The 22793-nt window shown below is 36.7% G+C and carries 14 protein-coding genes and 1 pseudogene; 10 read left to right on the top strand and 5 right to left on the bottom strand.

From position 1 onward, the window contains the following. A partial coding sequence (locus tag ACR2F7_RS03560) for a radical SAM protein (RefSeq protein ID WP_432712217.1) occupies positions 1–208 on the bottom strand: 208 nt, incomplete at its 3' end. A gap of 213 nt (positions 209–421) precedes the next feature. On the opposite strand from ACR2F7_RS03560, the gene ACR2F7_RS03555 reads away from it, so the two are divergent. The 3 genes from ACR2F7_RS03555 to ACR2F7_RS03545 are packed head-to-tail and all read left to right on the top strand — an operon-like array spanning position 422 to position 5806. Next, a complete protein-coding gene (locus ACR2F7_RS03555) occupies positions 422–742 on the top strand; it encodes a helix-turn-helix domain-containing protein (protein WP_432712216.1) in 321 nt (106 codons plus the stop codon). 2 nt (positions 743–744) lie between these two features. Beyond that, positions 745–3375, top strand: a complete 2631-nt coding sequence (locus ACR2F7_RS03550) for an Eco57I restriction-modification methylase domain-containing protein (RefSeq protein WP_432712215.1) — start codon at positions 745–747, stop codon at positions 3373–3375. After that, positions 3368–5806 (top strand): Eco57I restriction-modification methylase domain-containing protein, encoded by a 2439-nt coding sequence (locus ACR2F7_RS03545; protein ID WP_432712214.1) that lies wholly within the window; start codon positions 3368–3370, stop codon positions 5804–5806. Before ACR2F7_RS03550 ends, ACR2F7_RS03545 begins: the two co-directional genes overlap by 8 nt. On the opposite strand, the gene ACR2F7_RS03540 is transcribed toward ACR2F7_RS03545, so the two are convergent. Continuing rightward, positions 5756–6988, bottom strand: a complete 1233-nt coding sequence (locus tag ACR2F7_RS03540; RefSeq protein ID WP_432712213.1) for a phospholipase D-like domain-containing protein — start codon at positions 6986–6988, stop codon at positions 5756–5758. The two genes, ACR2F7_RS03545 and ACR2F7_RS03540, sit on opposite strands and share 51 nt — an antisense overlap. Before the next feature lie 527 nt (positions 6989–7515). On the opposite strand from ACR2F7_RS03540, the gene ACR2F7_RS03535 reads away from it, so the two are divergent. The 7 genes from ACR2F7_RS03535 to gldN all read left to right on the top strand — a co-directional run bounded on the left by ACR2F7_RS03535 (position 7516) and on the right by gldN (position 17362). Further along, positions 7516–10863 carry a DEAD/DEAH box helicase gene (locus ACR2F7_RS03535; protein WP_432712212.1) on the top strand — a complete coding sequence of 1116 codons (3348 nt, stop codon included), beginning with the start codon at positions 7516–7518 and terminating at the stop codon, positions 10861–10863. Between the two features lie 25 nt (positions 10864–10888). Further along, positions 10889–11866, top strand: coding sequence for a DUF4271 domain-containing protein (locus ACR2F7_RS03530; RefSeq protein WP_432712211.1), 978 nt, complete (start codon positions 10889–10891; stop codon positions 11864–11866). A 14-nt stretch (positions 11867–11880) separates the two neighbouring features. Continuing rightward, positions 11881–12651, top strand: a complete 771-nt coding sequence (locus ACR2F7_RS03525; protein WP_432712210.1) for a uroporphyrinogen-III synthase — start codon at positions 11881–11883, stop codon at positions 12649–12651. A 93-nt stretch (positions 12652–12744) separates the two neighbouring features. Continuing rightward, positions 12745–14085 (top strand): SUMF1/EgtB/PvdO family nonheme iron enzyme, encoded by a 1341-nt coding sequence (locus ACR2F7_RS03520; protein ID WP_432712209.1) that lies wholly within the window; start codon positions 12745–12747, stop codon positions 14083–14085. A gap of 17 nt (positions 14086–14102) precedes the next feature. Continuing rightward, positions 14103–14915, top strand: a complete 813-nt coding sequence (gene gldL, locus ACR2F7_RS03515) for a gliding motility protein GldL (protein ID WP_432712208.1) — start codon at positions 14103–14105, stop codon at positions 14913–14915. Positions 14916–14933: 18 nt separating this feature from the next. Next, on the top strand, positions 14934–16472 hold the full coding sequence (gene gldM, locus ACR2F7_RS03510) for a gliding motility protein GldM (protein ID WP_432712207.1): 1539 nt from the start codon (positions 14934–14936) through the stop codon (positions 16470–16472). A gap of 2 nt (positions 16473–16474) precedes the next feature. Next, positions 16475–17362: a gliding motility protein GldN gene (gldN, locus tag ACR2F7_RS03505; protein ID WP_432712206.1), complete on the top strand. Its 888-nt coding sequence runs from the start codon at positions 16475–16477 to the stop codon at positions 17360–17362. Here gldN and uvrC read toward each other — a convergent pair. The 3 genes and pseudogenes from uvrC to ACR2F7_RS03490 form a co-directional block, all read right to left on the bottom strand. After that, entirely contained in the window at positions 17359–19164 is a 1806-nt protein-coding gene (uvrC, locus tag ACR2F7_RS03500; protein ID WP_432712205.1) for an excinuclease ABC subunit UvrC, read from the bottom strand. The two genes, gldN and uvrC, sit on opposite strands and share 4 nt — an antisense overlap. A gap of 25 nt (positions 19165–19189) precedes the next feature. Then, positions 19190–21415: a transglycosylase domain-containing protein gene (locus ACR2F7_RS03495; protein WP_432712204.1), complete on the bottom strand. Its 2226-nt coding sequence runs from the start codon at positions 21413–21415 to the stop codon at positions 19190–19192. After that, a pseudogene (locus tag ACR2F7_RS03490) lies at positions 21408–22793 on the bottom strand (tetratricopeptide repeat protein); the annotation flags it as partial. The gene ACR2F7_RS03495 and the pseudogene ACR2F7_RS03490, both read right to left, overlap by 8 nt.

Here is a 22793-nt window from a genome sequence, read left to right as displayed (position 1 = left end):
CTAAATAGGGGCTGGATAAAACAGAAGGGGTGCCACCGCCAAAATAGATACTGCCTACTTGTTCGGTAATGCGGTTTTTCTTTAGAATAAGTTCTTTGCAGATTGCATCGGTCATCTCTTCTGCGTATTTCAGGGAGGTGGTGAAGTGAAAGTCGCAATAGGTGCATGCTTTCTTGCAAAAAGGGATGTGGATATAGATGCCAGCCATAGGGCAAAGGTACTGGATATTGTGAGTTAGAGCATTGCAAAATAATAAATATTGAAGTGTTTGCATTCTAACTTATATTGCCAATAGAGTTATAATGGTTTTTTTTAAGGGTGTTCATTTTTTTCGCTGTTGAAAAGTATTTTTTTTTAAAATCTTTTGATAAAGATATATTTATATATTTGTCAAAAAGTGACAAGCCTTAAAAGTCCCACAATGAGCAATTTTAAATCAGAATTAGGCCAATATCTAAGAGAATTGAGAAAAGGAAGAGATGAAACACTTCATCAAGTGTCAAAGAGAACTGATATTGATTCTCCGATGCTCAGTAAAATTGAAAGAGGAGAAAGGTTACCAACAGCTGAACAGTTGAAGCGTTTAGCTAAATTTTATAATGTGTCTGAAGCTAATTTGAAAGTGAAGCATACTGCCGAAAAGATTTTGAAAGAGTTTGGTGCAAATAAAATTACTTACGATGCGATTCAACTTGTCAATGAACAATTAACGCCTTACGTAAATAAGTCAAAAGAGAAATAATAGTGAAACAGAAAATCAAAAGTCTTATTGTTTATTTCATTGGAAGTTTAAGACCTAAAGAAAAGAATATTCCTATACAGGATTTAAGTGTTTTTTTCTCTGTTCTGCTTGCAGTCTTCGCTTTGAGAAAAAAGCAAAACAAAACAGTAGAGATGAAAATCTCTTTTGCAAATTATCAGTTTGAGTATAAATCTGAAATTCAACTAGTTGTAGAAAGATTTCCACAATTAGTTAAAAGCTTTCTTTCAACGGAATCTCAACTCCGCGCTGAACTACTTTTATCTATATTCCAAAAACTGGAAGTAGTTTTTGAAAATGATGATGATGATATTGACAATATAATTTCTTGGTCATACCAATTTTTAAAAAAAGATTTGGAAAAATCTGCATTCAGAAGAATTGGAAAAAACAACGTGAAAATTGAAGACTCTGATTTGCTTTTCACTACACAATTTTTCACAGACAAATACATGGTGAAATATTTAGTTAATGAATCCTTGTCAGGTTTTGATAAAAATAATATTCAAAAGGTTACTGTAATTGATTCGGCTTCTGGTGGCGGTAATTTCTTGAACTATTCTTTTGATTGCCTTTATAAACTTTATAAAAAGTCATACCCCAATTGGTCAAATCAAAAGATTGTTGATACGATATTAAATAACTCAATTATTGGTTATGACTTGGATTCAAATCTTTCTAAAATAGCTGCATTGTCATTATTTGTTAAGGCTGCTGATTATGCAATTCCTCAGAAATCGACTTTGATTAAGATTTACGGTGGAGTTCCAAACGACAAGTTCGGTTTCCTGAACCCGTTTGTTACGTCAGACTCAATAAACGGAACAACTTTTAGATTCGAATTAGATAGGCTCAATAAAGAGGATAAGATAAAAGTATTTGTCACGAATCCTCCATTCATGGGCAAACGGGATATGGAGATTTCATTGAAAAATTATTTGCTTGCGAACTATCCTGAAAGTAAAGGGGATTTGTGTGTGTCTTTTATTCAAAGGACTATTCAGTTGATGAATGACAGAGATGTTTTAGGTGTCGTTTCTCAAAATAACTGGATGTATTTGTCATCACTTAAAGATTTCAGAAAAATGTTTTTAGAGAAGCAAACTTTAAAAGAGTGTGTTGATTTAGGGAGCAATGCATTTGAGGATATAAACGGAGAGAAAACGAATGTTGCATTGTGTGTTATTGGAAATTCTGAAATAAAAACATCACGTTTCTATAATTTAAAATTCAAAAATATTTCCGAGAAGAAAAGCTTGTTGGTGCAAAAGAATATACCAGATGATTTAACATACGAATTAAATCAAAATAGGTTTTTGAAAAACAGTCTTTTTGAATTCAACTATCAACTAGAACATCGCTTTGAAAATATTCGTGGATTTCAACTCTACTCACAGTTCGCAAACCCTATGCAGGGAACTTCGACAGGTAACAATAAAGAGTTTGTGAAATTTGCTTGGGAAGTAAATGGAAGTCCTGATTGGAAATTAGTTAGTAAAGGTGGTGGATTCAGTAAATGGGCAGGCTTGAATTATTATAAAGTTCATTGGGGAGAAAATGCTGAAGTCATAAAAGCAAATAAAGGGAGTGCATTGCGAAACATTGATAAGATCCCAACAACTCAACTGGTGTACAGTGATACTGGAACATTAGGGTTGAATGTAAGAGTTTTAAGAGATAATCAAGTCTTCATTGCATCTGGTCCAGGAATTCAAGTTTTGTATGGAGATAAATATGCTCATCTTGCTTTCCTTAATTCAAAGATTGCAACTTTCCTCCTGAAACTTATTAATCCCAAATTTACAATTAGTGCAGGTTATATCTCTAAAATACCAGTCGCGAAAAATATTTTGGATTCAAAATTCATTGCTGAGAAAAGTAAAGAATGTCTAGAGTTGAAAGAGAAGTATTTGAAGAGGAAATTGCCTAACTTTGAATTTGAACACTTCAATTATTCAGTTATTAGTAAACTTAATTCTTATATTGAGAAATTAATCATTGATGATATTGAAAGCGATTATCAACGGCTTTTATTAGAATCCCAAATTGAGTTAGAAATCAGAAAACAATATAGTTTCAATTTGAAAGAATTGAAAGAAGTAAAAAATGTTGTTGGTGAGTCACCATTTTTCAACAGGAAAAAAGTTCTAAAAATCAATTCAGAACAGTTGGATTTTCTTTTATCTTCCAATATTGATTTGAATTGCTTGTCAAGAAGCAGGGCAATCAACGGTTATTCAGTTGGTAGTGAAAGTGTGTTTGAAGATTTATCTTACAAACTTGATGTAAACCCTAAACCTCTTTTTGATTTTATAAAGAAGAATATATCTCATTTTAATATTACAAAAATAAAATATTTTAATGATTTGTTACACAAGATTATTTTAAACGAGTTAGGTGTTAAGAAAGTTTCTATTTATAAATTTGAGGTTTTTGATTTGACAAAGTTGATCGAATCAATAAAATTAAAATATACTTTCCTAAATGAACAAAAGGATTTGACTGAACGAATTATTTCAATTATCCAAACACATCATAAAGTTAGCTTTTTCAACAAACCTTTGGTTTCTTATTCTAAAGAATCTTTAACAGTTGGACAAATACACAATGGATAAAGCGTTAGAGATATATGGTTATATTTTGAAAGGGCACCTTTCAACGCATTTTTCAAATCAGCAAAATGCCAATCCAATTGAACTCAATAAAGAAAGGTTCAAAGTTAAAGCAATTTTTATTGCTTCAGTTTTTTTTGTGAAAAATAATTCTGAAAGTCACGGTTTTGGAATTGTTTCTGCAACGAATCATTGGTTAAGAAGTTCATTTGGTACTGAGAATTTATTTTCAACAGTCATCGATAGTTCAGATGAAGGATTAATCAAATTGGTTGATGAGAGTTTTTGTAAATTGATAGACATTGAATCGATAGATGTTCCTTCACTTTATGAAACGCTTTTGGGTATTGAAACCGGCGATGAAATCAACGGAACGAAAATTTCTGCGGTTAAGAATTATAGAAATAAGCTAGGTAGCTACTACACACCTAAAAATTTAGCCAAATCTGTGACTGAAAAAACTATCAATTCCTTTTTTGAATTAAATTTTGGAAGTGTTGATAAAGAATTTTTGAAGGAAATTACTTCAATAAGTTTTGCTGATTTTTCTTGTGGTGGAGGCAATTTTATAATTGCAATAATTGACTATTTTGAAGTTCTCTTAAAAAACTGGAATATTGAAGAAGAAAAACAATTAGAAGTTCTGAAAGAAATTGTTTTAAATATTTATGCATTTGATGTCGATTGCTTGGCTTTGGAAGTTGCAAAGCTGAATTTACTTTTGAGAATCAAACAAGTTTCACTATATAAATTGCTGAATGAAAGATTTATTCATGCAAATTTTTTATTGCAGTCTGATTTTAAAATTTCTGATCAGCAAAAAGCTGATATTTTTTCAAGTGGATTTATCTACCATGAACAACTCGGTGTGAACAAGGAAAAATTAAGAAAATATGATGTTATTTTAGGAAATCCACCTTGGGAGAAAATAAGATTTGAGGAAAAGAAATTTTATGCCCTATATGAAAATTCAATTTCTTCGAATCATTTCAAATCAAGCCGAATTAAAGAGATTGATGATATCGAATTGAGCAATTCAAAGTTGGCGGAATATTCAAAAGATTTCAAGCTTGAAATTGAAAAAGCGAAATCTGATTTAAAGAATAATTCTTTTTTTTCTTTATCGAACAATGGAGAACTGAATACTTACGCTTTATTTACTGAGGCTGCCGTAAAGTTGAAAACTAAAAGAGGTATTGTTGGTTTGATTTTGAAAAGTGCTATTGTAACAAGTCAAGTTAATCAAAAAATCTTCAAGTATCTGACAAAAGAAAATCTTGTTATTTCTATTTACGATTTTATCAATCGTAGAAAAATTTTCAATATTGATAGTAGGGAAAGATTTTGTTTTTTGCTTTTGGGCAATTCAAAAAGTGAGAAGTTTCGTGTTTTAATGAATCTCAGCGAAGTTTCAGAGATTGAGAAATCCGAATCTATAATTAAGTTATCTTACGATAGTTTAAAATTACTGAATCCACTTACAGGAATGCTTCCAAACTTCTCAAGCAAAGAAGAGGTTGATTTTCTTTTGAAGGTTTCTTATGACTTTCCATTTTTCAAAAATATTTATAATAATGTCAGATTTGGAAGAATCGTTCACTTTACAAGCCATGCGAAGTTCATCACTAAAAATAAAGCAGATGATAATATTCCGATTTACGAAGGGAAATTTTTTAATCAGTTTGACGGTAAATTTTCAGGATTCAATGGAGTGCCAGATGAATTGAGATACGGCAACAAATCTTCTTCGCAAAATTTTGAGGAGGTAAAAAAAGCTATTTCAGATTATTTTCCTCAATCGAGATTTTTTATTGATGCTGAAAAGTGGCTACAACTTTCAAAAAATCATAACGAAAGATTTATGTTGGCTTGGAGAAGTTTGACTTCTGCAACTAATACGAGAACCTGTATTGCAACGGTATTGCCTTTTTTTCCTGCATCACAATCTGTTCAGTTCTTAACTACAAATCCAAATGACTTGCTGTATTTATCAGGACTTTTTAATTCGGTTGTATTTGACTTTATTTTGAAGAAAAAATTAAGTGGAATCGATTTGACCCAATCGCTTATTAAGCAAATTCCTGTCCCGAGAATTGAACAAATCACAAATAATATGATTTTTAATGGTAGCAAGGCCACCATTAAAAATCATATTTCGTCACTTGTGTTTTCTCTCTTAAGGAACGATGCTCGTTTGAGTCCACTCTTTGAGAATTTGGAATTGATAGATAAAGTTGAAAACCAAAGTAAATTTGAAATCGTTAGGAGGATCGATTTGCTTTTTATGGTCCTTTATAAGTTGAGTGATCCAGAGGTTGAACTGGTGCTTGCTGAATTCAATAAGCAATATTCACAAGAGGATTTAAAATGGTTTAGGAAACAGTTAAGCAATATATCCAAAACTCAATGGGCTGGTACCATTCTCAGCCCATAACGAAGATAAATCCTTTAATTTTTCAACTTCATTATCATCAAGTACTTCCAGTTTATACTGAGTGGGTGTTAGTCTAGTAAAGAGCAAAATCTTGTTTTGGAAAGCTCCCAAAGTTCCTAATTTAGGTCTCGTTATATCTGTAAATTTATTTCCGCTATCAGTTTCTCCATAAAAGTTTAATCTCCAAGATCCATTATTTGTTGTATAATGTACCTGATTGCCTTTGTAAAGATCACCTGCATATTCAACATCGATTTGAATTGGGTGAGTGTCCGTATCTGGATTTATGCCAAAAAAAGAAACACTTCCGCTAATTGAATTTCTATTAGGAAGTCTTCCTTTTTTTGAAAGACCAACGATGTTTCTTGCAGCACTTGTCATTACACCCGTTTGAATCCACATTGAACCCGAATTCAAAAATATATTTTCTTCAACGATATTTACATCGTTTGAATTATCTTGCTTAATATATTCTTTTTGCGTAGCAGATTTCTTAAAGCCCTTTGGTGGTCGTTTCGCTTTAACTTTACCAAACAATTCGAGAAGCCTTTTGTTTGCTTTTATTTCTTGTTGCCCAAACTCTTTGTTTATTTTATTGCTTTTCGCTCTACTTGTCGCTTCAGGTAGAACAACATTACTTTCAATAAGAACTTCTAAAACTTCTTGGGTTAGAAGTTGACAACTTGGGTGTTCTTGATTTATTATTGTATTAAAATGATCGTAAATATTTGATAAGAACTCATGGCCGTTTTTGTCATCACTTTCAAAGTCAACGCAAACTGAGGCTTCAATGTTTTGAAACAATCCACTTTCGGTCAGGTTGGAAGAACCAATTATTGTTCTTGTTGTTACATTACTCTCAAAAGCGTAGAGTTTAGTATGATAAATTATGTTGTTTGGTGAGTAAATAACATAAGATTCAATTTTGTGTTCAAGCAGTTTTTCTAACGCTTCCTTTGAAGTTGCGTTAAGGTTTACACCCACATACAATTTGATTTCTCCTCCAGTTTGTTTGAAAGCTAACATTTGGTCAATAATATTTTTGAGTCCACTGGTGCTGACGAAAGCGACAAAGGCATTGAACGAACTGTATTTTTTACTTTCTAATGAGTCAATTATAAAATTTCCCGCTGTTATATCACTGTCAGGGTCTAAGCCTTGTCCTATAAATTTAATTTCCATATATTACCACTTGTCTTATTTTTTAATTTTTAAAGATAAGATTTTTAATTAATGAATTTTCTTACATCTTTCCATTAGGCAGATTAATCGCCTACCTAATTAAACTTTAATTAATTTTATGTACCTTCAGAAGTAACTAATTGTTGATTGCAAGATAAAATAGGTGATAAATCTTATAATTTATGTGGGGAAGAGGCGGTATAAACCAAATCTGTATGAGATTCTTGGAAGATGGGGAAATTTTAATGCTCAGTGTATAACATAAACTTTATTGTAATGATTGTGTAATTACTTTAAATATTGTAGACTTTCTTATCTGTTACTTTGTGTATAGTTATGATACCGAGTGAAGGTTTAATACCGGCCATGTTGTTAGGCTGTATAATTTAGAATAAGCGAATAGATTGTATTTCTATATAGAGTGCAAAGATAGGGAATAGGAATTTGTTACGTTATAGGGCTGTTGAAATTAAAGGTTCAAAAATTATTGATTTACGGTACACCAATAAGTTCAGTATCTTTGATTGATGCCCGACAGAGAAATACTGATAGAAGATTTTACCGCCGACCAGCTGAGTCCTGTTTTTATTGCCAAACATGCTGAACATCCTGCAGATCCGGAACTGAATGATTTTTACGACCTTCGGCCCGTTGATCCTGAATTGGGTTACTGCCTTTTTATTTCTCGTCCGGGTACTGGAAAAACAGCTTATGTTACAGTAAACCTTGATCATAAAACCTTAAGACTAGGCTGTGATTGTGACGAAGAAGGCATAAAATTGTGTACTCACCAGGCACAGGTACTTTTTAACCTGATGCGCCGTGAAGAGCTGCGGGTATTTTTTGATACGCCATTGAGGCATGAGAAAATGCGTGTGGTGGCTAAAGAATATGGGCTGGAAAAGGAACCTCAATTAGATGATTTCTTTCAGGTAGAATACCAAAACAAGGGTATCGTTATTACGCCAAAATCAAAAGAGCTTTTTAAGGTTAATACGGAGAGCAAGCGCTATATCACTGAAAATTTACTGCCACAGCGTAAAAGCCTGCCAAAAGATTCTATGGCAGGCAGTCAACGCCGTATTGTAATTTTTAGAAAGCATAAATATTACAGTCACTTTTATATTGAATTATATGAAGGTGAAAGCACGCTGAATGGTAAAATTAAGAACCCATTGGTTTTAGTTAATCCATTGGACCTGATATGGAAGGCAGAAGATGCTGATGAACTGAAGTTTTATACGGCAGTTTCAAAATTCCAGAATAACTATGATGGAGAAAGGTCAGCCTCTGACATTGATGCACTGAAAGCTTTGGTCAAAAACCCATTGGGCTTGGTCTTTTATGAGCAGAAGGAAGGAGCAAAATCAGTGAGTGCCAGCACACTTTTGCCCATGAATTTGAAAGCGCTCCATTTGGATATCCGTATTGCGGTTAGTCAGCGTTCTTCCTTTTATGAAATAACAGGGCAGCTTTACCTGGAAGAGCGGGCTTATGACCTGGAGAAATTGCAGGTTAAATTCCATTATTTCCTGGATTACAACAAGACCCTTTATTTAATAGATCAGCCTGATTTTTTAAGGATGATTGATTTCTTTAAAAAGCACAACAATAAAATCCTGATTCACCAAAGTAAATTCGAGGAATTTCAACGGACTATATTGGCTAAGTTAGAAAACAACATCCATGTTTCTTATGCTTATTTAAAAGCGGCTACTCCAAAGCAGCTGCAGGAAAATAGTTTTGACATCCCTAATGAAACACTGATTTACCTCTCTGAGGAAGGTGATCATATCCTGATTACGCCAGTGGTTAAATATGGGAATGTGGAAGTACCTGTGCTATCTAAAAAGACAATCTATGCTATCGACAGCCGGGGAAAACCATTTACCGTATCTCGCAATGAGGTGCTAGAATTAAAGCTCACCTCCATTTTGCTTCGTCAGCATCCCCATTTTGAAGAGCAGCTGGATGAAAACAACTTTTACCTGCATAAAACAAGGTTTTTAGATAATGGCTGGTTCCTCGATGCTTTTGAAGATTGGAAAAAGGAAGGCATTACGGTTTTAGGTTTCAATGAACTCAAGAACAATAAACTTAATCCGCATAAGGCTAAAATTGAAATCAAGGTATTGAGTGGCCTTGATTGGTTTGATACTTCGATTGAGCTTAAATTTGGTAAAGAAAAAGTAACCTTAAAATACCTGCACAAATCTATCAGAAATAAAAGCAAATTTGTGCAGCTGGGTGATGGAACATTAGGGATTTTGCCCGATGAATGGATAGAGAAGTTTTCAAAATATTTTAATGCAGGGGAAGTAACAGAAGAAACCATCCGCACCCCTAAAGTGAACTTTTCTAGCATTGCGGAATTGTATGAAGAGGAGTTTTTGTCGAAAGAAGTGAAGCTGGAATTGAGTATGCTGAATTCCCGTCTGGAAAACTTCGAATCTATTACGCAGGTGCAAACTCCCAAAGGGTTAAATGGGGAATTGCGTCCTTACCAGCAACAGGGATTAAACTGGCTGAACTTCTTAGCGGAGTTCGGTTTTGGCGGCTGTTTAGCTGATGATATGGGCTTAGGGAAAACTATCCAGGTCATTGCTTTTATCCTTTTACAAAAAGAACAGGATAAACACCAACAGGCTTCTCTGATTGTAGTGCCTACCACTTTAATCTTCAACTGGCAGGCAGAATTGGCAAAGTTTGCACCTTCCTTAATGGTGCTTACCGTTTATGGAACGGAAAGACCCACGGATAGTGAAAGCTTTAATTTATATGATGTAGTGATTACTTCTTATGGAACGATGTTATATGACATTAAATACCTTAAGAAATATACTTTCAGCAGTGTGTTCCTTGATGAATCACAAACGGTTAAAAACCCTTCTTCGCAGCGATACCAGGCTGCGGCATTACTCCGTTCGCGAAACACAATAGTCATAACAGGGACCCCTGTTGAAAACAGCACCTTTGATCTATATGGACAGTTGTCATTAGCCAATCCTGGGCTTTTAGGGTCTCGGCAATTTTTTAAAGACCACTATTCTACGCCTATTGATAAGTTTAAAGATATCAAGAGATCTATGGAACTGCAAAAAAAAGTGCGCCCGTTTATTTTAAGGCGTACAAAAAAGCAGGTGGCCACAGAACTTCCTGAAAAAACCGAGATGGTGATTTATTGTGAAATGGAGGAGGAGCAAAGGAAAGTGTATGACTCCTATCGCAATGAATATCGCAATTTCTTTTTAACGCATAAAGAAGAAGACCTATCTAAACACAGCATGCATGTTTTAAAGGGCTTAACGAAGTTGCGACAGATCTGTAATTCACCAGCCTTGATTCAGGAAGACCGGTTTTACGGCAATTCATCTGCTAAAATAACTTATTTAATGGAGGAGATTGAAAGTAAAAGTGGACAACATAAACTCCTGGTTTTTTCACAATTTGTCACCATGCTGGATTTGATCAAAAAAGAATTGCTCGATAGGGGGATTAAATTTGAATACCTGACCGGACAAAGTAAAAACAGGGCTGCAAAGGTGGCCTCCTTTCAGAATGATAAAAATATACGGGTATTTTTAATCAGTTTAAAGGCAGGTGGCACTGGTTTAAATTTAACGGAAGCTGATTATGTTTATTTAGTTGATCCCTGGTGGAATCCTGCAGTGGAAAATCAAGCCATCGACAGGAGTTACCGGATTGGGCAGAAGAAGAATGTAATTGCGGTAAGACTGATTTCTCCTGATACTATAGAAGAAAAAGTGATGCGCCTGCAGGAAGCAAAAAGAGATTTGGTCAACGACTTGATTAAAACCGATAAAGACACTTTAAAACAACTTTCAAGGAAGGATCTTTTAGAATTGTTTAATTAGCTAATAATAACTTAGTTTTGCAGTATTGAAGACCCTCATTCTATTTTTATGGCTGATGACAGGTGCCTGGAGTTTGCAGGCACAGGAGATTCCTGTACCTGCCATTAGTCCGGATACGCCTGCAAAAAAGTTAAATCCTTACCGTGTGGTAAAAGATTCAGCTTTTTATGCCCGACAAAAGTTCGTGACAGACTCTATTATTCACCATACCTGGATTTTAGACGATTCTTTATTAAGTAATACCCTCATCATGGATAGCATTATGAAGGCTAACCTTTCAGGCAAATCTACTGCTGCGCCATGGTACACTTTACATGGAAAAGGGAAAAAAGAAAGTTTATATCAAAAGGGAAAACCCTTGCCAAAAGGACAAGTATGGGTGTTGGCCTTTATTGCCTTTCTACTTTTGATTTTTGCGATCTTAAAAAGATATTTTTCTCGTCAGCTCTATACTATTGTTCAGGCATTCTTCAGCAATAGGGTTTTAAACAACCTTTATAAAGAGGATAATTTGTTTACTTCATGGCCATTTTTGCTCTTATTTGTGCAATTTGGCTTCGTTATAGGCATGTTTTTTTACATGGTTACCCAGTATTACCAGATCTCCTATGGTGCCGGCGGCTTTAGATTCTTCCTCACTATCTCCGTATTAATTTTGGGTCTTTATACCGGAAAAATTATTCTTTTGAAGCTTCTAGGGCATATTTTCAATATACAAAAGGTAGTACATGAATACATCATCATCCTGTATTTAAGCTACTTTAATTTATCCTTACTCTTTATTCCTTTGGTAGTTGCGTTTGCGTTATCATCAATAAGGTATGGGTTAAATTATATAATAATATCTTTGCTCATTACTGGATTAATCTTTACATTTCAATTCTTTAGGGCAGGGATAAATATTTTATCTCATTATCGGTTTTTAAAGGTGTATTTATTTTTGTACTTTTGTGCCCTCGAAATCTGTCCTATTTTAATACTAATCAAGGCAGTAGGTATTTAACGCTTAATAAGATAATGCAGGAAAACAAAGAAGATAGGTTACGCAAGGTAAAAAGTATTTTAATTACTTTACCTAAACCAGAAACAGAGAAGTCGCCTTATTTTGACTTGGCCAAAAAATTCAATCTTAAGATTGATTTCAGATCATTCATCCATGTTGAAGGAGTTCCTGCAAGGGATTTCAGGAAAGATAAAATCAACCTGGCTGACTTTACCGCTGTGGTTTTTACGAGTAGAAATTCTGTAGATCATTTTTTCCGAATTTGTGAAGAGATGAGATATGAAGTGCCTTCGGAATTGAAGTACTTCTGTATTTCTGAGTCTACAGCATTGTACCTTCAAAAATATATTCAATATCGTAAAAGGAAAATATTCTTTGGGAAGCAAACTGCTGCAGATCTTGCTGAAGTTTTGAAAAAACATGCCAACGAGAAGTTTCTTTACCCATGTTCTGACATGGCAACGGAAGATACGATGAAGTTTTTGCAAAAAAATGGCTATGATTTTACACCGGCAGTCCTATTTAAGACCGTAGTGAGTGATCTTTCTGACCTTGCAGAGGTGTTTTATGACGTAATTGCCTTCTTTAGCCCTTCAAGTATCAATTCTTTGTTTGTAAACTTCCCTAATTTTGCTCAAAATCATACCAGAATTGCTGCTTTTGGTTTAAATACTCATAAAGCTGTTACGGATGCAGGGTTAATTGTTGATATTGCCGCTCCATCGCCTGAAGCACCCTCTATGATTATGGCAATTGAGAATTATATCAAGAAATCAAACAAATAGCATTGTTTTTGAGGTATTTCTAAATTAGTTACGTTTAATGGTTGGTTTTACCAATGATTATTGATACAATTGCTTATAATTGTTTCAGTTACTATGAGAAAAATTTACCTTCTGGGAATAATAGTTTTCGCTATTTTCCTTTCAAGTATTACAACAAGCAGCAATGCACAATCTAAATGGGTTAGGGTTAAAAAGACTAAAGTTTATTCTCCCGGAGACCGAGATATGGCCTCCATTCCATCTGGTCAAACTTTTGTAGGCATTCCAAGTGATATTATGGATACCCTTCGTGCTTCAGGAAGAATGGTTTCTATTAGTGCCTTCTTCATGGACCGGACAGAAGTTTCTAACCGTCAATACCGTGAATTTGTCAACTGGGTGAGAGATTCTGTAGCCGTAACCATGTTAGGTCCAACGGTTGCTCCAAACTTGTTTAAACCAGTGCCTACCACAAAAGGTGGAGCCACGTTAACCGGTCAGCGCCAGATAGACTGGAAAAACGTTAAAAAGTATCTTTGGAGCTCTCGTGCTAATGGTTATGCAGAGAAGCTTAACGACATGTACTACAGTGGTGATGATGCTTTGTTAGGAAAGAAAGAAATTGATATCCGAAAATTACGCTATTCTTTTAGTTTTGTTAACATGGACCTTGCTGCGGCAGGAAGAAATGATCCTACTAAAAATCGCAGAGATTTTATCCAGAGTTATGTAGATAACCCTGATCCTTCAAAAGCCAACGAATTTCCTTCTATCAATGTTTATCCAGATACCTTAGTTTGGAAAGTAGATTATGGCTATTCTCAAAATGACCCTATGGTTAAGGATTACTTTAATAATCCAGCTTATAACGATTTTCCTGTTGTTGGTGTTACCTGGGAACAAGCCAATGCTTACTGCGTATGGCTAACCAGAAAATATCAAGGTAACTCAGGTTCACAGGCACGTCCAAAACTTGAATTCAGACTTCCAACAGTAGCAGAATTTGAATATGCTGCTAAAGCAGGAAATCAAAATGCCAAATATCCATGGAATGGCGATTTAGTACGCAATGCAGATGGACATCTCTTAGCGAACTTCAAAAATGACGCTGGTAACTATACACCAGATTATGGTTTGTTCCCTGTAAATGTAAGGTCTTATTCACCTAACGATTTTGAACTTTACAACATGGCCGGTAACGTAGCTGAATGGACAACTACAGCTTATAACCCTTCATCAGTAGGTTTATTACATGATTTTAACCCCAACTTTACTTATGTGGCCAGACCATCAGATAGCAAATACCTGAAACGGAAAGTGGTTAAAGGTGGCTCATGGAAAGACATTGCTTATTTCTTACAAAATTCAGTTTCGACATACGAATTCCAGGATCAACCTAGATCTTACATTGGATTCAGATGTGTTGCTTCTTACCCTGGTACTAATATTAAATAATCTAAACTCAGCTTAAAATGGCAGAACAAGTTAAATCTGATTGGTTACACAAAGCAATTTCCTGGGGAGCCAGCATTGTTATTATTGGCGTACTTTTTAAAATCCTTCACCTCGGTGGCATATGGGGAAATTATATTATAGGCTTCGGTCTGGGCATAGAAGCACTGTTATTCTTTTTAACAGGATTCTTTCCTCCTAAACCTGATCCGGAATGGAAAAGAGTTTATCCTGAGTTGAGTGAAGATTTTACTGGCGAGTTGCCTAAAACTTCTTCTCGTACAGTAGTAACTAATACACCTTCTTTCTCCAATACTGCGGCATTGGATAAAATGATGTCTGATGCTAAAATAGGACCTGAGTTAATTGAAAACCTTGGAACAGGGTTAAGAACTTTTGGTGACAAAGTAGCTTCGATCTCTAGAGTTGCTGATGCAGCTGAAGCCAGTAATGAATTTACCCAGAAAATTAAATCTGCTTCTGCAGGCTTTGATAATTTAAACCAGGCTTTTGGAAAAGCGACAGCTCAGCTGGTTGAAATGGGTCAAAATAGCGGTGATGCAAAAGCTTACCATGAGCAGGTAAATGCATTGGCTAAAAATCTATCTGCCTTAAATGCAGTTTATGAATTAGAACTACAGGATTCTACGGCACACCTTAAATCGATGAATAAATTCTATCAGAATCTTTCTTTAACCATGAACAACTTTAATGAGTCTATGGAAGATTCTAAACAGTTTAAAGAAGAAGTAGGTAAACTAGCGAAAAACTTGTCTTCTCTGAATGCTATTTATGGAAATATGTTGACTGCGATGAATCAACCACGTGTTTAATTTACTAACAGATCTATAATGGCAGGAGCAAAAGAGACCACAAGGCAGAAGATGATCAACGTCATGTATTTGGTGTTATTAGCTATGCTCGCCTTGAATGTGTCGGATACGATATTAGATGCGTTCAAAAATATAAATGATAGTCTGGAAGCGTCTAAAACAAATGTAAATACAAGTGTTGACCAGCTATTTACTTCATTTCAAAATACAAAACTTAAAGATGAGCCCGCAAGGGCACAGCCTATCTGGAATAAAGCTAACCAGGCTAAAGCCTATGCTACGAAACTTAATGATGCTATTGAAGCTTTAAAGCAACGATTTGAATCTGCAGGTAATGGTATAGATCCGGAGACTGGTGATTTGGTAGAGCGGGCAAACCAGGATATTGCTCAGGATATCATGATCAATCAAAAGGAAGGACAAAAATTACAAGTGATCATCAATGATACTCGTGAAAAGCTGATTGCTTTATTAAATCCTGAAGATCGCAAATCCGTAACCTTTACTTTGGAGGCTAAAGACGCTACTAAGCGTGTGAATGGCAAAAAAGAATGGTCTGATATTAATTTTGGCGAAGGAACACCCTTAACTGCGGCAAATACAATTCTTACTAAAATTCAAGCAGATACAAAAAATGCTGAAGCTGAGGTGGTGAAGAAATTATTCGGTAATATGGATAAATCACTGGTTAACTTAGATCAGTTTGCTGCGGTCGCTGTAGCGCCAACTTCTTATGTGGTGCAGGGACAACCCTACAAAGCAGAGGTGTTTTTAACCGCTAGTGATTCTAAATCTAGCCCGGAAATCAGGGTTGGTGGTCAGACCTTAACCATGAAAGATGGTAAAGGTACTTATACAGGGAGCACAGGTAGTGTGGGTGTTTTTAAATGGAATGGAATTATCCGTGTAAAACAAACAGACGGACAAATTAAAGAATACAGAACACCAGAACAAACCTACCAGGTTGCTAAACCTTCTGCAACGGTTTCTCCTGATAAAATGAATGTGATTTACGCAGGTATAGCCAATCCATTTTCTGTATCTGCTGCAGGTTTTCCTTTAGAAAGTGTAAAGGCAAGCATCAGCGGTGGAAGCATGAGTGGTGCTAATGGTAAATATACAGTCAATGTTGGTGGGAGCCTGATTGGCAAAGAAGTAAACATTAATGTAACGGCAAGTAATGCGGGTAAAACGGTATCGTTGGGCTCACAAAAATTCAGAGTTAAAGCATTGCCTACGCCTAAAGCCATGGTACGTGGTAAGTCTGGTGGTAGCGTAGAAGTAGAATGGTTGGAATCTGCCGGTCAGATGGAAACCCAATTAGACGACTTTGTTTTTGATGTGAAATACAGAGTGCTTCGTTTCTCTACTACTTTTATTAACCCCCGTTCTGATGCTGTATCGATTTCCTGCAGTGGTGCAGGTTTCAACGGCCAGATTAAAGGCGCCCTGAATTCTATAAAACCAGGTGCGACCGTAATTTTTAAAGATATTGTTTGTGAAGGCCCTGATGGTAGACAGAAGGTACTTGATAATATTACATTTATAACAAGATAACGATGATGAAAAACATATTGTATACATTCATTCTGTTGTCATTGTGCGCTACTTCTTTTGCACAATCAACAGCAAATAAGGAAAGTACAACTACTCCGAAGAAGATTAAAAAAGTAAAGACACCACCGAAAGATGGTTTCTCTGCGCGTATAGATGTAGATAGCAATAGCGTTGTTCCTTATGCTGATGTAAGAGAAGAGGATGTTTATTACTCGAAACGCATTTGGAGAGAACTTGATTTAACAGATTCTGTTAATGCGGTTTTAAACAATGACCAGAATAAACTGATTGAGATTTTTCTTACGGCCATTCAGAATGAAGAACTGACAGCCTATTCTCCAAAAGATACCACACAAGGTAAAGTTTTGGAAGATAACGACTCTTTCAAAATTGAACTGACGCCAGAGGAGGCTTTGCAAAATGCAAGGGGCTATTCTGAAGGTGTGCAGGACCCTATTACAGGGAAACTTTCACAGCCTAAATTGAAAAGGTTAAGACCTGATGATTTTACCCGTTACAGACTTAAAGAAGATTGGATCTTAGATATTAAACGTGCAGTGTTTGAGCCTAGAATCATTGGTATTGCACCTATGAAAATGGTTGAAGGTAACTGGCAGCCGGTATTCTGGATTTACTTTGATGAGGCCAGAGAGATATTAAGCAAAAAAAGGATGTTGAATCCCCTTAATGATGCTTCTGTAATGACCTATGATGATTTCTTTAACCGACGGATGTTCACCAGCACGGTGATTAAAGTAACTAACCCGGGCAATAAAACCATTATGGAAATTATTGGGACTACAGATCCTAAAGATCCCAGAGTAATTGAAGAATCTGAAAAGATTCAAAAAATGATGGAAAGCTTCCAAAGCAAAATGTGGAACTACTAAGGGTTTTCCTTATTAAAGTATTCCAAAAGTGTCTTCACCTGCGTTTTATTTAAAACTTCAGCCAGGTCCTGCTCTTCCGCCTCTTTAATTCGTTTAACCGATTTAAAGTGGCGCAAGAGTTTATCGGCCGTTGTCTTACCAATCCCGGCAATACTCTCCAACTCAGTCTTCAGTGTTCCCTGGTCTCTTTTCTTGCGGTGAAAGGTAATGCCGAAACGGTGAGCCTCATCACGCAGCTGTTGAATTACCTTTAAAGTCTCCGACTTTTTATCCAGGTACAACGGGAAACTATCTCCCGGATAATATAATTCCTCCAATCTTTTTGCAATACCGATGACGGTCACTTGCTTGTCGATCCCTAATTTCTTTAAGCTCGTCATCGCAGATGATAGCTGTCCTTTACCACCATCGATGATAATCAGTTGAGGCAAAGGTTGCTCTTCCTCCAGCATGCGCTTGTAGCGCCTGTAAACGGCTTCTTCCATGGTTGCAAAGTCGTTGGGTCCTTCTACTGTTTTTACGTTAAAGTGTCGGTAATCTTTTTTTGATGGTTTGGCATCTTTAAAAACCACAATTGCAGAAACAGGGTAAGCTCCCTGGAAGTTGGAATTATCAAAACATTCAATATGCTGTGGCAGGCGTGTTAACCGTAAATCCTTTTGCATTTGTGAAAGAATGCGGTCTGTACGCAAATCAGGGTTCAGCTTTTCATACTGATTCAGCTTTTCTTTCTTAAAGAAGAGCACGTTTTTTTGCGAAAGCTCCAGGAGACTTTTTTTCTCCCCAAGTTTTGGGACTGTAAAGCGCAGTTCAGGATCAGCTATTGAAATATCAAAAGGAACGATAATCTCTTTAGAAGTACTATTGAACTTGCTGCGGAATTCAGTGATGGCTAAAGTCAGCAGCTCTTCGTCGGTTTCATCCAGGCGCTTTTTAATTTCTATCGTTTGTGCCTGAATGATGCTGCCATTCATAATTTTCAGGTAGTTGACAAATGCATAGCGTTCATCAGAGGCAATACTCACCACATCGATATTAGTGATAGAGCTGTTCACCACTGTAGACTTACTTTGGTATTTCTCCAGCACCAGCAGTTTACGCTGGTAATGGTGGGCGAGTTCAAAATTTAAATCGGCAACGGCATTTTTGATAATGTTCTTGACATCCCTGATGACGTTTCCAATTTTGCCATTCAGGATTTCCTTGATCTCTTCTATATTTTTGTTGTAGTCTGCTTCATCCTGGTAAGCCTGGCAGGGACCTTTACAATTGCCGATCTGATATTCCAGGCAGACTTTGAATTTACCGGCTTCAATGTTTTTCTCCGTAAGCGGAAGGGTACAGGTTCGTAGTGGATAAGTTTCTTTGATCAGGTCAAGGATGGTATGCATCATGCCAACCGAAGCATAAGGGCCAAAATAGGTAGAGCCATCTTTAACACGGTTCCTTGTCCAGTAAACTCTAGGGAAGGGTTCTTTCTTGATGATGATCCAGGGGTAAGTCTTGTCATCCTTCAGCATGATGTTGTACCGTGGCTGATGTTTTTTAATCAGGCTATTTTCCAGCAGCCAGGCATCAATTTCGGTGTCAACAATGGTAAAGGTGATGTTTCTTATTTTAGAAACCAGCACCCTGGTCTTACCATTCATCTGGTTATCCTGATTAAAGTAAGAGCCTACGCGGTTGCGCAGGTCTTTAGCTTTACCAATATATATGAGCGTACCTTCGATATCCCAAAACTGGTAAACACCGGGTCTGTGCGGAATATCGGCAAGAGCCGTTTTATAGTCAAAAGCACTCATCTTAAAAGCGGTTAAATTAAGGTAATTAAAAGCCTAACTTATCTTCCAGTACCATTTTTGTGGTGTCCTGTGCCTGGTACTGGTTACAATCGTAAACGATAGAGACGCCATTTTTAGGGGCTTCAAAATCTGCTTTGCTGATGTTTAATTTAGGATTAGCATAAACACGTTTCAAAAAGCCTGCAAAAATAGGCAATGCTGTATTGGCACCTTCACCCTCGCGGGTACTGATAAAGTGGAAGGCACGATCTTCGCACCCTGTCCATACGCCACCCACCAGTTGAGGCGTAATACCCATAAACCAACCATCAGAGTTGTTTTGCGTAGTACCCGTTTTTCCACCCACAGGGGTTTTAATACCATATTTATAACTCAACCTGGAGCCTGTTCCATTTTGAACTACGCCCCTTAACATCCTTGTCATTACATAAGCCACCTCCTCATTTAAAGCAGGGTGAACACTTGGTCTTTTATCATATAAGACAATACCATTCTTGTCCTCAATACGCAAAACATAAGTAGGTTCTGTCCATATTCCTTTATTGGCAAAAACACTGTACGCACCTACCATGTCATAAACAGAGGCATTAAAAGAGCCCAAGGCAATAGAAGGATAAGCAGGCACTTCGGTAGTGATGCCCATTTTCTGTGCCAGTGTAGCTACCGCTGTTGGCCCCACCTGTTTCATTAAAAATGCAGTGATATAATTTTGTGAATATGCTAAGGCCTTTTGCAGGGTAATTACCCCCGGTATGGTTCCTGTAGAACGTGGTACCCATGGTGCACTGCCTGGCACGTCAATACTCACCGGTTCATTTGCAACAGTATAACATGGTGAATAGCCGTTGTCAATAGCCACGGCATAGGTAAAAGGCTTTGCTGTAGAGCCCACTTGTCGGGTACCCATCTTTACCTGGTCATATTTAAAGTGCTCATAATTGATGCCACCCACCCAAGCTTTGTTATAACCCGTTTGAGGGTCCATCACCATCATGGCGTTACGCAATAGCATTTTATAATATTTTACAGAATCGATAGGCTTCATTAAAGTATCTATATCTCCTTTCCAGGTAAAGATGGTTAGTCGGGTAGGGGTATTGAAGTCGGCTTTAATCTCTTCCAGCGATTTCCCTTCCAGTTTCAACGCTTTATAACGGTCAGATCTTTTTACGCCCTGCTCAATCTGCAACTCCTTGCCTTTGAAAGGGTTTTTGCCTTTCCAGCTTTTCGCAAATTGAGCCTGCAAAATTTTCATATATTCTTTTTGAGCCTCTTCTGCATAGACCTGCATGTCATAATTGATGGTCGTGATAATTCTCAAGCCATCTCTATCCAGGTCATAAGGCGTTCCATCAGCTTTTAAAATAGAACGTTCCTGGAAAATTTTACGCACTTCATTTTTTAAAACTGACCTAAAGTAAGGGGCTATACCGTCGCTCACATTCGCTGCATTAAACTTTAATCCCAGAGGCTTCTGCTTTTCTACATCAAATTGCTCTTGTGTCAGGTGGTTTGCTTTTACCATCATGGCCATTACCGTATTACGACGGGTTAAAGAACGATCAGGGTTTCTTGTTGGCGAATAACGTGTAATTCCTTTTTGCAAACCCACAAGTGTGGCGGCTTCAGTCACACTCAATTGATCAGGAGTGGTGTTAAAATATACCCTGGCAGCAGATTTAATACCAAAAGCCTGGTTGCCAAAATCAACGGTATTCAGGTACATGGTAATAATCTCTTCCTTGGTATAGTTTCTTTCTAGCTTAACGGCGATTACCCATTCCTGAAACTTTTGCATCAGGCGTTTAAAGAAGTTTTTTTGTCTTCCTTCTTCAGAGAATAAGTTGAGCGCCAATTGTTGCGTAATGGTACTTGCACCTTGTTTTTTACCAATAAGGTTATAAAAAATAATGGTGAATGTACGTTTAAAGTCAATGCCGGAGTGCTCCATAAAACGGGTATCTTCGGTAGAGATCAAGGCATTAATTACAAAGGGAGAAATTTCCGGATAAGTAACATTGGAACGATTTTGAACAAAATAGGTGCCCATCACTTTCCCACCTTCAGCCACAATCTCTGTGGCCTGGTTACTTTTAGGGTGTTCAATATCTCTGAAAGAAGGCAGTGTGCCAAACACGTCAAAACCAATGGAGATAATGAAGAGTGCAAAAAGAACGATACCTAATATTAACAGCTTCCAGATGGTAAAGTTGTATTTCTTAATATCTGCTGACGACAGGGGTTTACTCATTTTTAAAATTAATTTTATAGTATTCCAGGTACTTATTTAAAAGTTCCTTACTGGTTATTTTTTCAAAATTTTCTTTGCTGATGATAAAGCTGGTATAGCTCATTGCCGGAACTTTCATGATCTTTCCAAGTTGCGGTGTAATTCCATCAGCATAGGTTTTTACGTTTTCAAAATTACTAAAGTTCCCGATGTATAACAGTTGATCATTGTCAAATTCTGTTAATCGGTGTCTTAAGCCACTCTCCGCATAGTTTCCACGGTTAAACTCGCCAATACCAAAGCGCGAAGAACTTAATGTTATCGTTGCATTGTTTACGGCAATTACAAAGTAATAGGTTTTTGCCGCGCTATTGTTAAAAATAGCCAGTGTATCTTCTTTTGGAGAAACAGCCAAAGGTAATGCTTTTAGCGGTGTTTCTGGTAGTACTTGTACTAAAGTGACGTTCGTATCTATGTCAGTTAAGGCAATAGGCCTGCTTTTAAATTCCATATAATGTTGTTGAATATAAGCCTGGTGTGCTTTTACCATGGGCCCAATCACAGGATCATTATCTGTTAGTGTCTTGTATTTATTAATCTCAGCAATGAAGGTGTCTACGGGAGCAGTTTTGCCTACAGACAATAGTTTAAGGTAAGCAAATCGGGCTGCAAGAGAATTTACGGAATCAAGATCTCTAAGGTTATTTACCTGCTCAATCACTTCCTTGTAATCTTTTTTTTGATAAGCTTCCAGTACAGCTGAATAGGCCTGCTGAGCAAGCGCCTCTTTTTCTATTTTACGCTGTACTATTTGAGGGTCTGCTGCTTTTTGTGAGGCCAGTAGCTTTTTATTTCCAGCAAATCTGTCATTTATCAGCAGCTGAATTTTTGTTGCTTCTATGGTGTCGTGTAATTGATGCTGATAAAAACCAGCAATGTCAAGGTAAGCCTGTACTATATGGTCATTACTGGCAGCCAGTTGTTCTGGTGTAAGTGCTAAGGCGAGTTTTGGCTGAACAGCGGTGCTTTTTTTGCTAGAATTGGCTGAAGTTGGAGCATCAGGATCGTGCAATAATGCCGGACTGCGGATACTTTGTCGCCAGTTGTCTTCCAGCTTTCTATTGCCCCATTGTTTTTTAAAATCAACAAAACCTATGCTTAGCGCAATGGGATTACTGAAATAAGAAGCGCTTTTATTGGTGTTTGGGGTTTCTTTTGAAGTTGCAAATGCAATGACTGCTGTGTCTGAAGGTATTTTCTTTGGATTTTGTAATTCTTCTTCCAAAGCAATGGTGGCATAACGCTCATTCAGGTAACTCAGGTCGTTCGCCTTTTGCCGCACCTGGGCATAATCAGGGTAATGCTTAGGCAATGTGTTTAAGGCACTATCGTAATATAA

This window comes from Pedobacter sp., from assembly GCF_045628745.1.
Taxonomy (GTDB): domain Bacteria; phylum Bacteroidota; class Bacteroidia; order Sphingobacteriales; family Sphingobacteriaceae; genus Pedobacter.
Note: the sequence above shows the minus strand (reverse complement) of the source record. Positions and strands in the feature narration are given on the sequence as shown.

Bases quoted from the DNA above. Each gene is read 5' to 3' on its own strand.
- ACR2F7_RS03555 (WP_432712216.1), top strand. From the start codon at position 422: ATGAGCAATTTTAAATCAGAATTAGGCCAATATCTAAGAGAATTGAGA.
- ACR2F7_RS03545 (WP_432712214.1), top strand. From the start codon at position 3,368: ATGGATAAAGCGTTAGAGATATATGGTTATATTTTGAAAGGGCACCTT.
- ACR2F7_RS03540 (WP_432712213.1), bottom strand. From the start codon at position 6,988: ATGGAAATTAAATTTATAGGACAAGGCTTAGACCCTGACAGTGATATA.
- ACR2F7_RS03535 (WP_432712212.1), top strand. From the start codon at position 7,516: ATGCCCGACAGAGAAATACTGATAGAAGATTTTACCGCCGACCAGCTG.
- ACR2F7_RS03525 (WP_432712210.1), top strand. From the start codon at position 11,881: ATGCAGGAAAACAAAGAAGATAGGTTACGCAAGGTAAAAAGTATTTTA.
- ACR2F7_RS03520 (WP_432712209.1), top strand. From the start codon at position 12,745: ATGAGAAAAATTTACCTTCTGGGAATAATAGTTTTCGCTATTTTCCTT.
- gldL (WP_432712208.1), top strand. From the start codon at position 14,103: ATGGCAGAACAAGTTAAATCTGATTGGTTACACAAAGCAATTTCCTGG.
- gldM (WP_432712207.1), top strand. From the start codon at position 14,934: ATGGCAGGAGCAAAAGAGACCACAAGGCAGAAGATGATCAACGTCATG.
- gldN (WP_432712206.1), top strand. From the start codon at position 16,475: ATGATGAAAAACATATTGTATACATTCATTCTGTTGTCATTGTGCGCT.
- uvrC (WP_432712205.1), bottom strand. From the start codon at position 19,164: ATGAGTGCTTTTGACTATAAAACGGCTCTTGCCGATATTCCGCACAGA.
- ACR2F7_RS03495 (WP_432712204.1), bottom strand. From the start codon at position 21,415: ATGAGTAAACCCCTGTCGTCAGCAGATATTAAGAAATACAACTTTACC.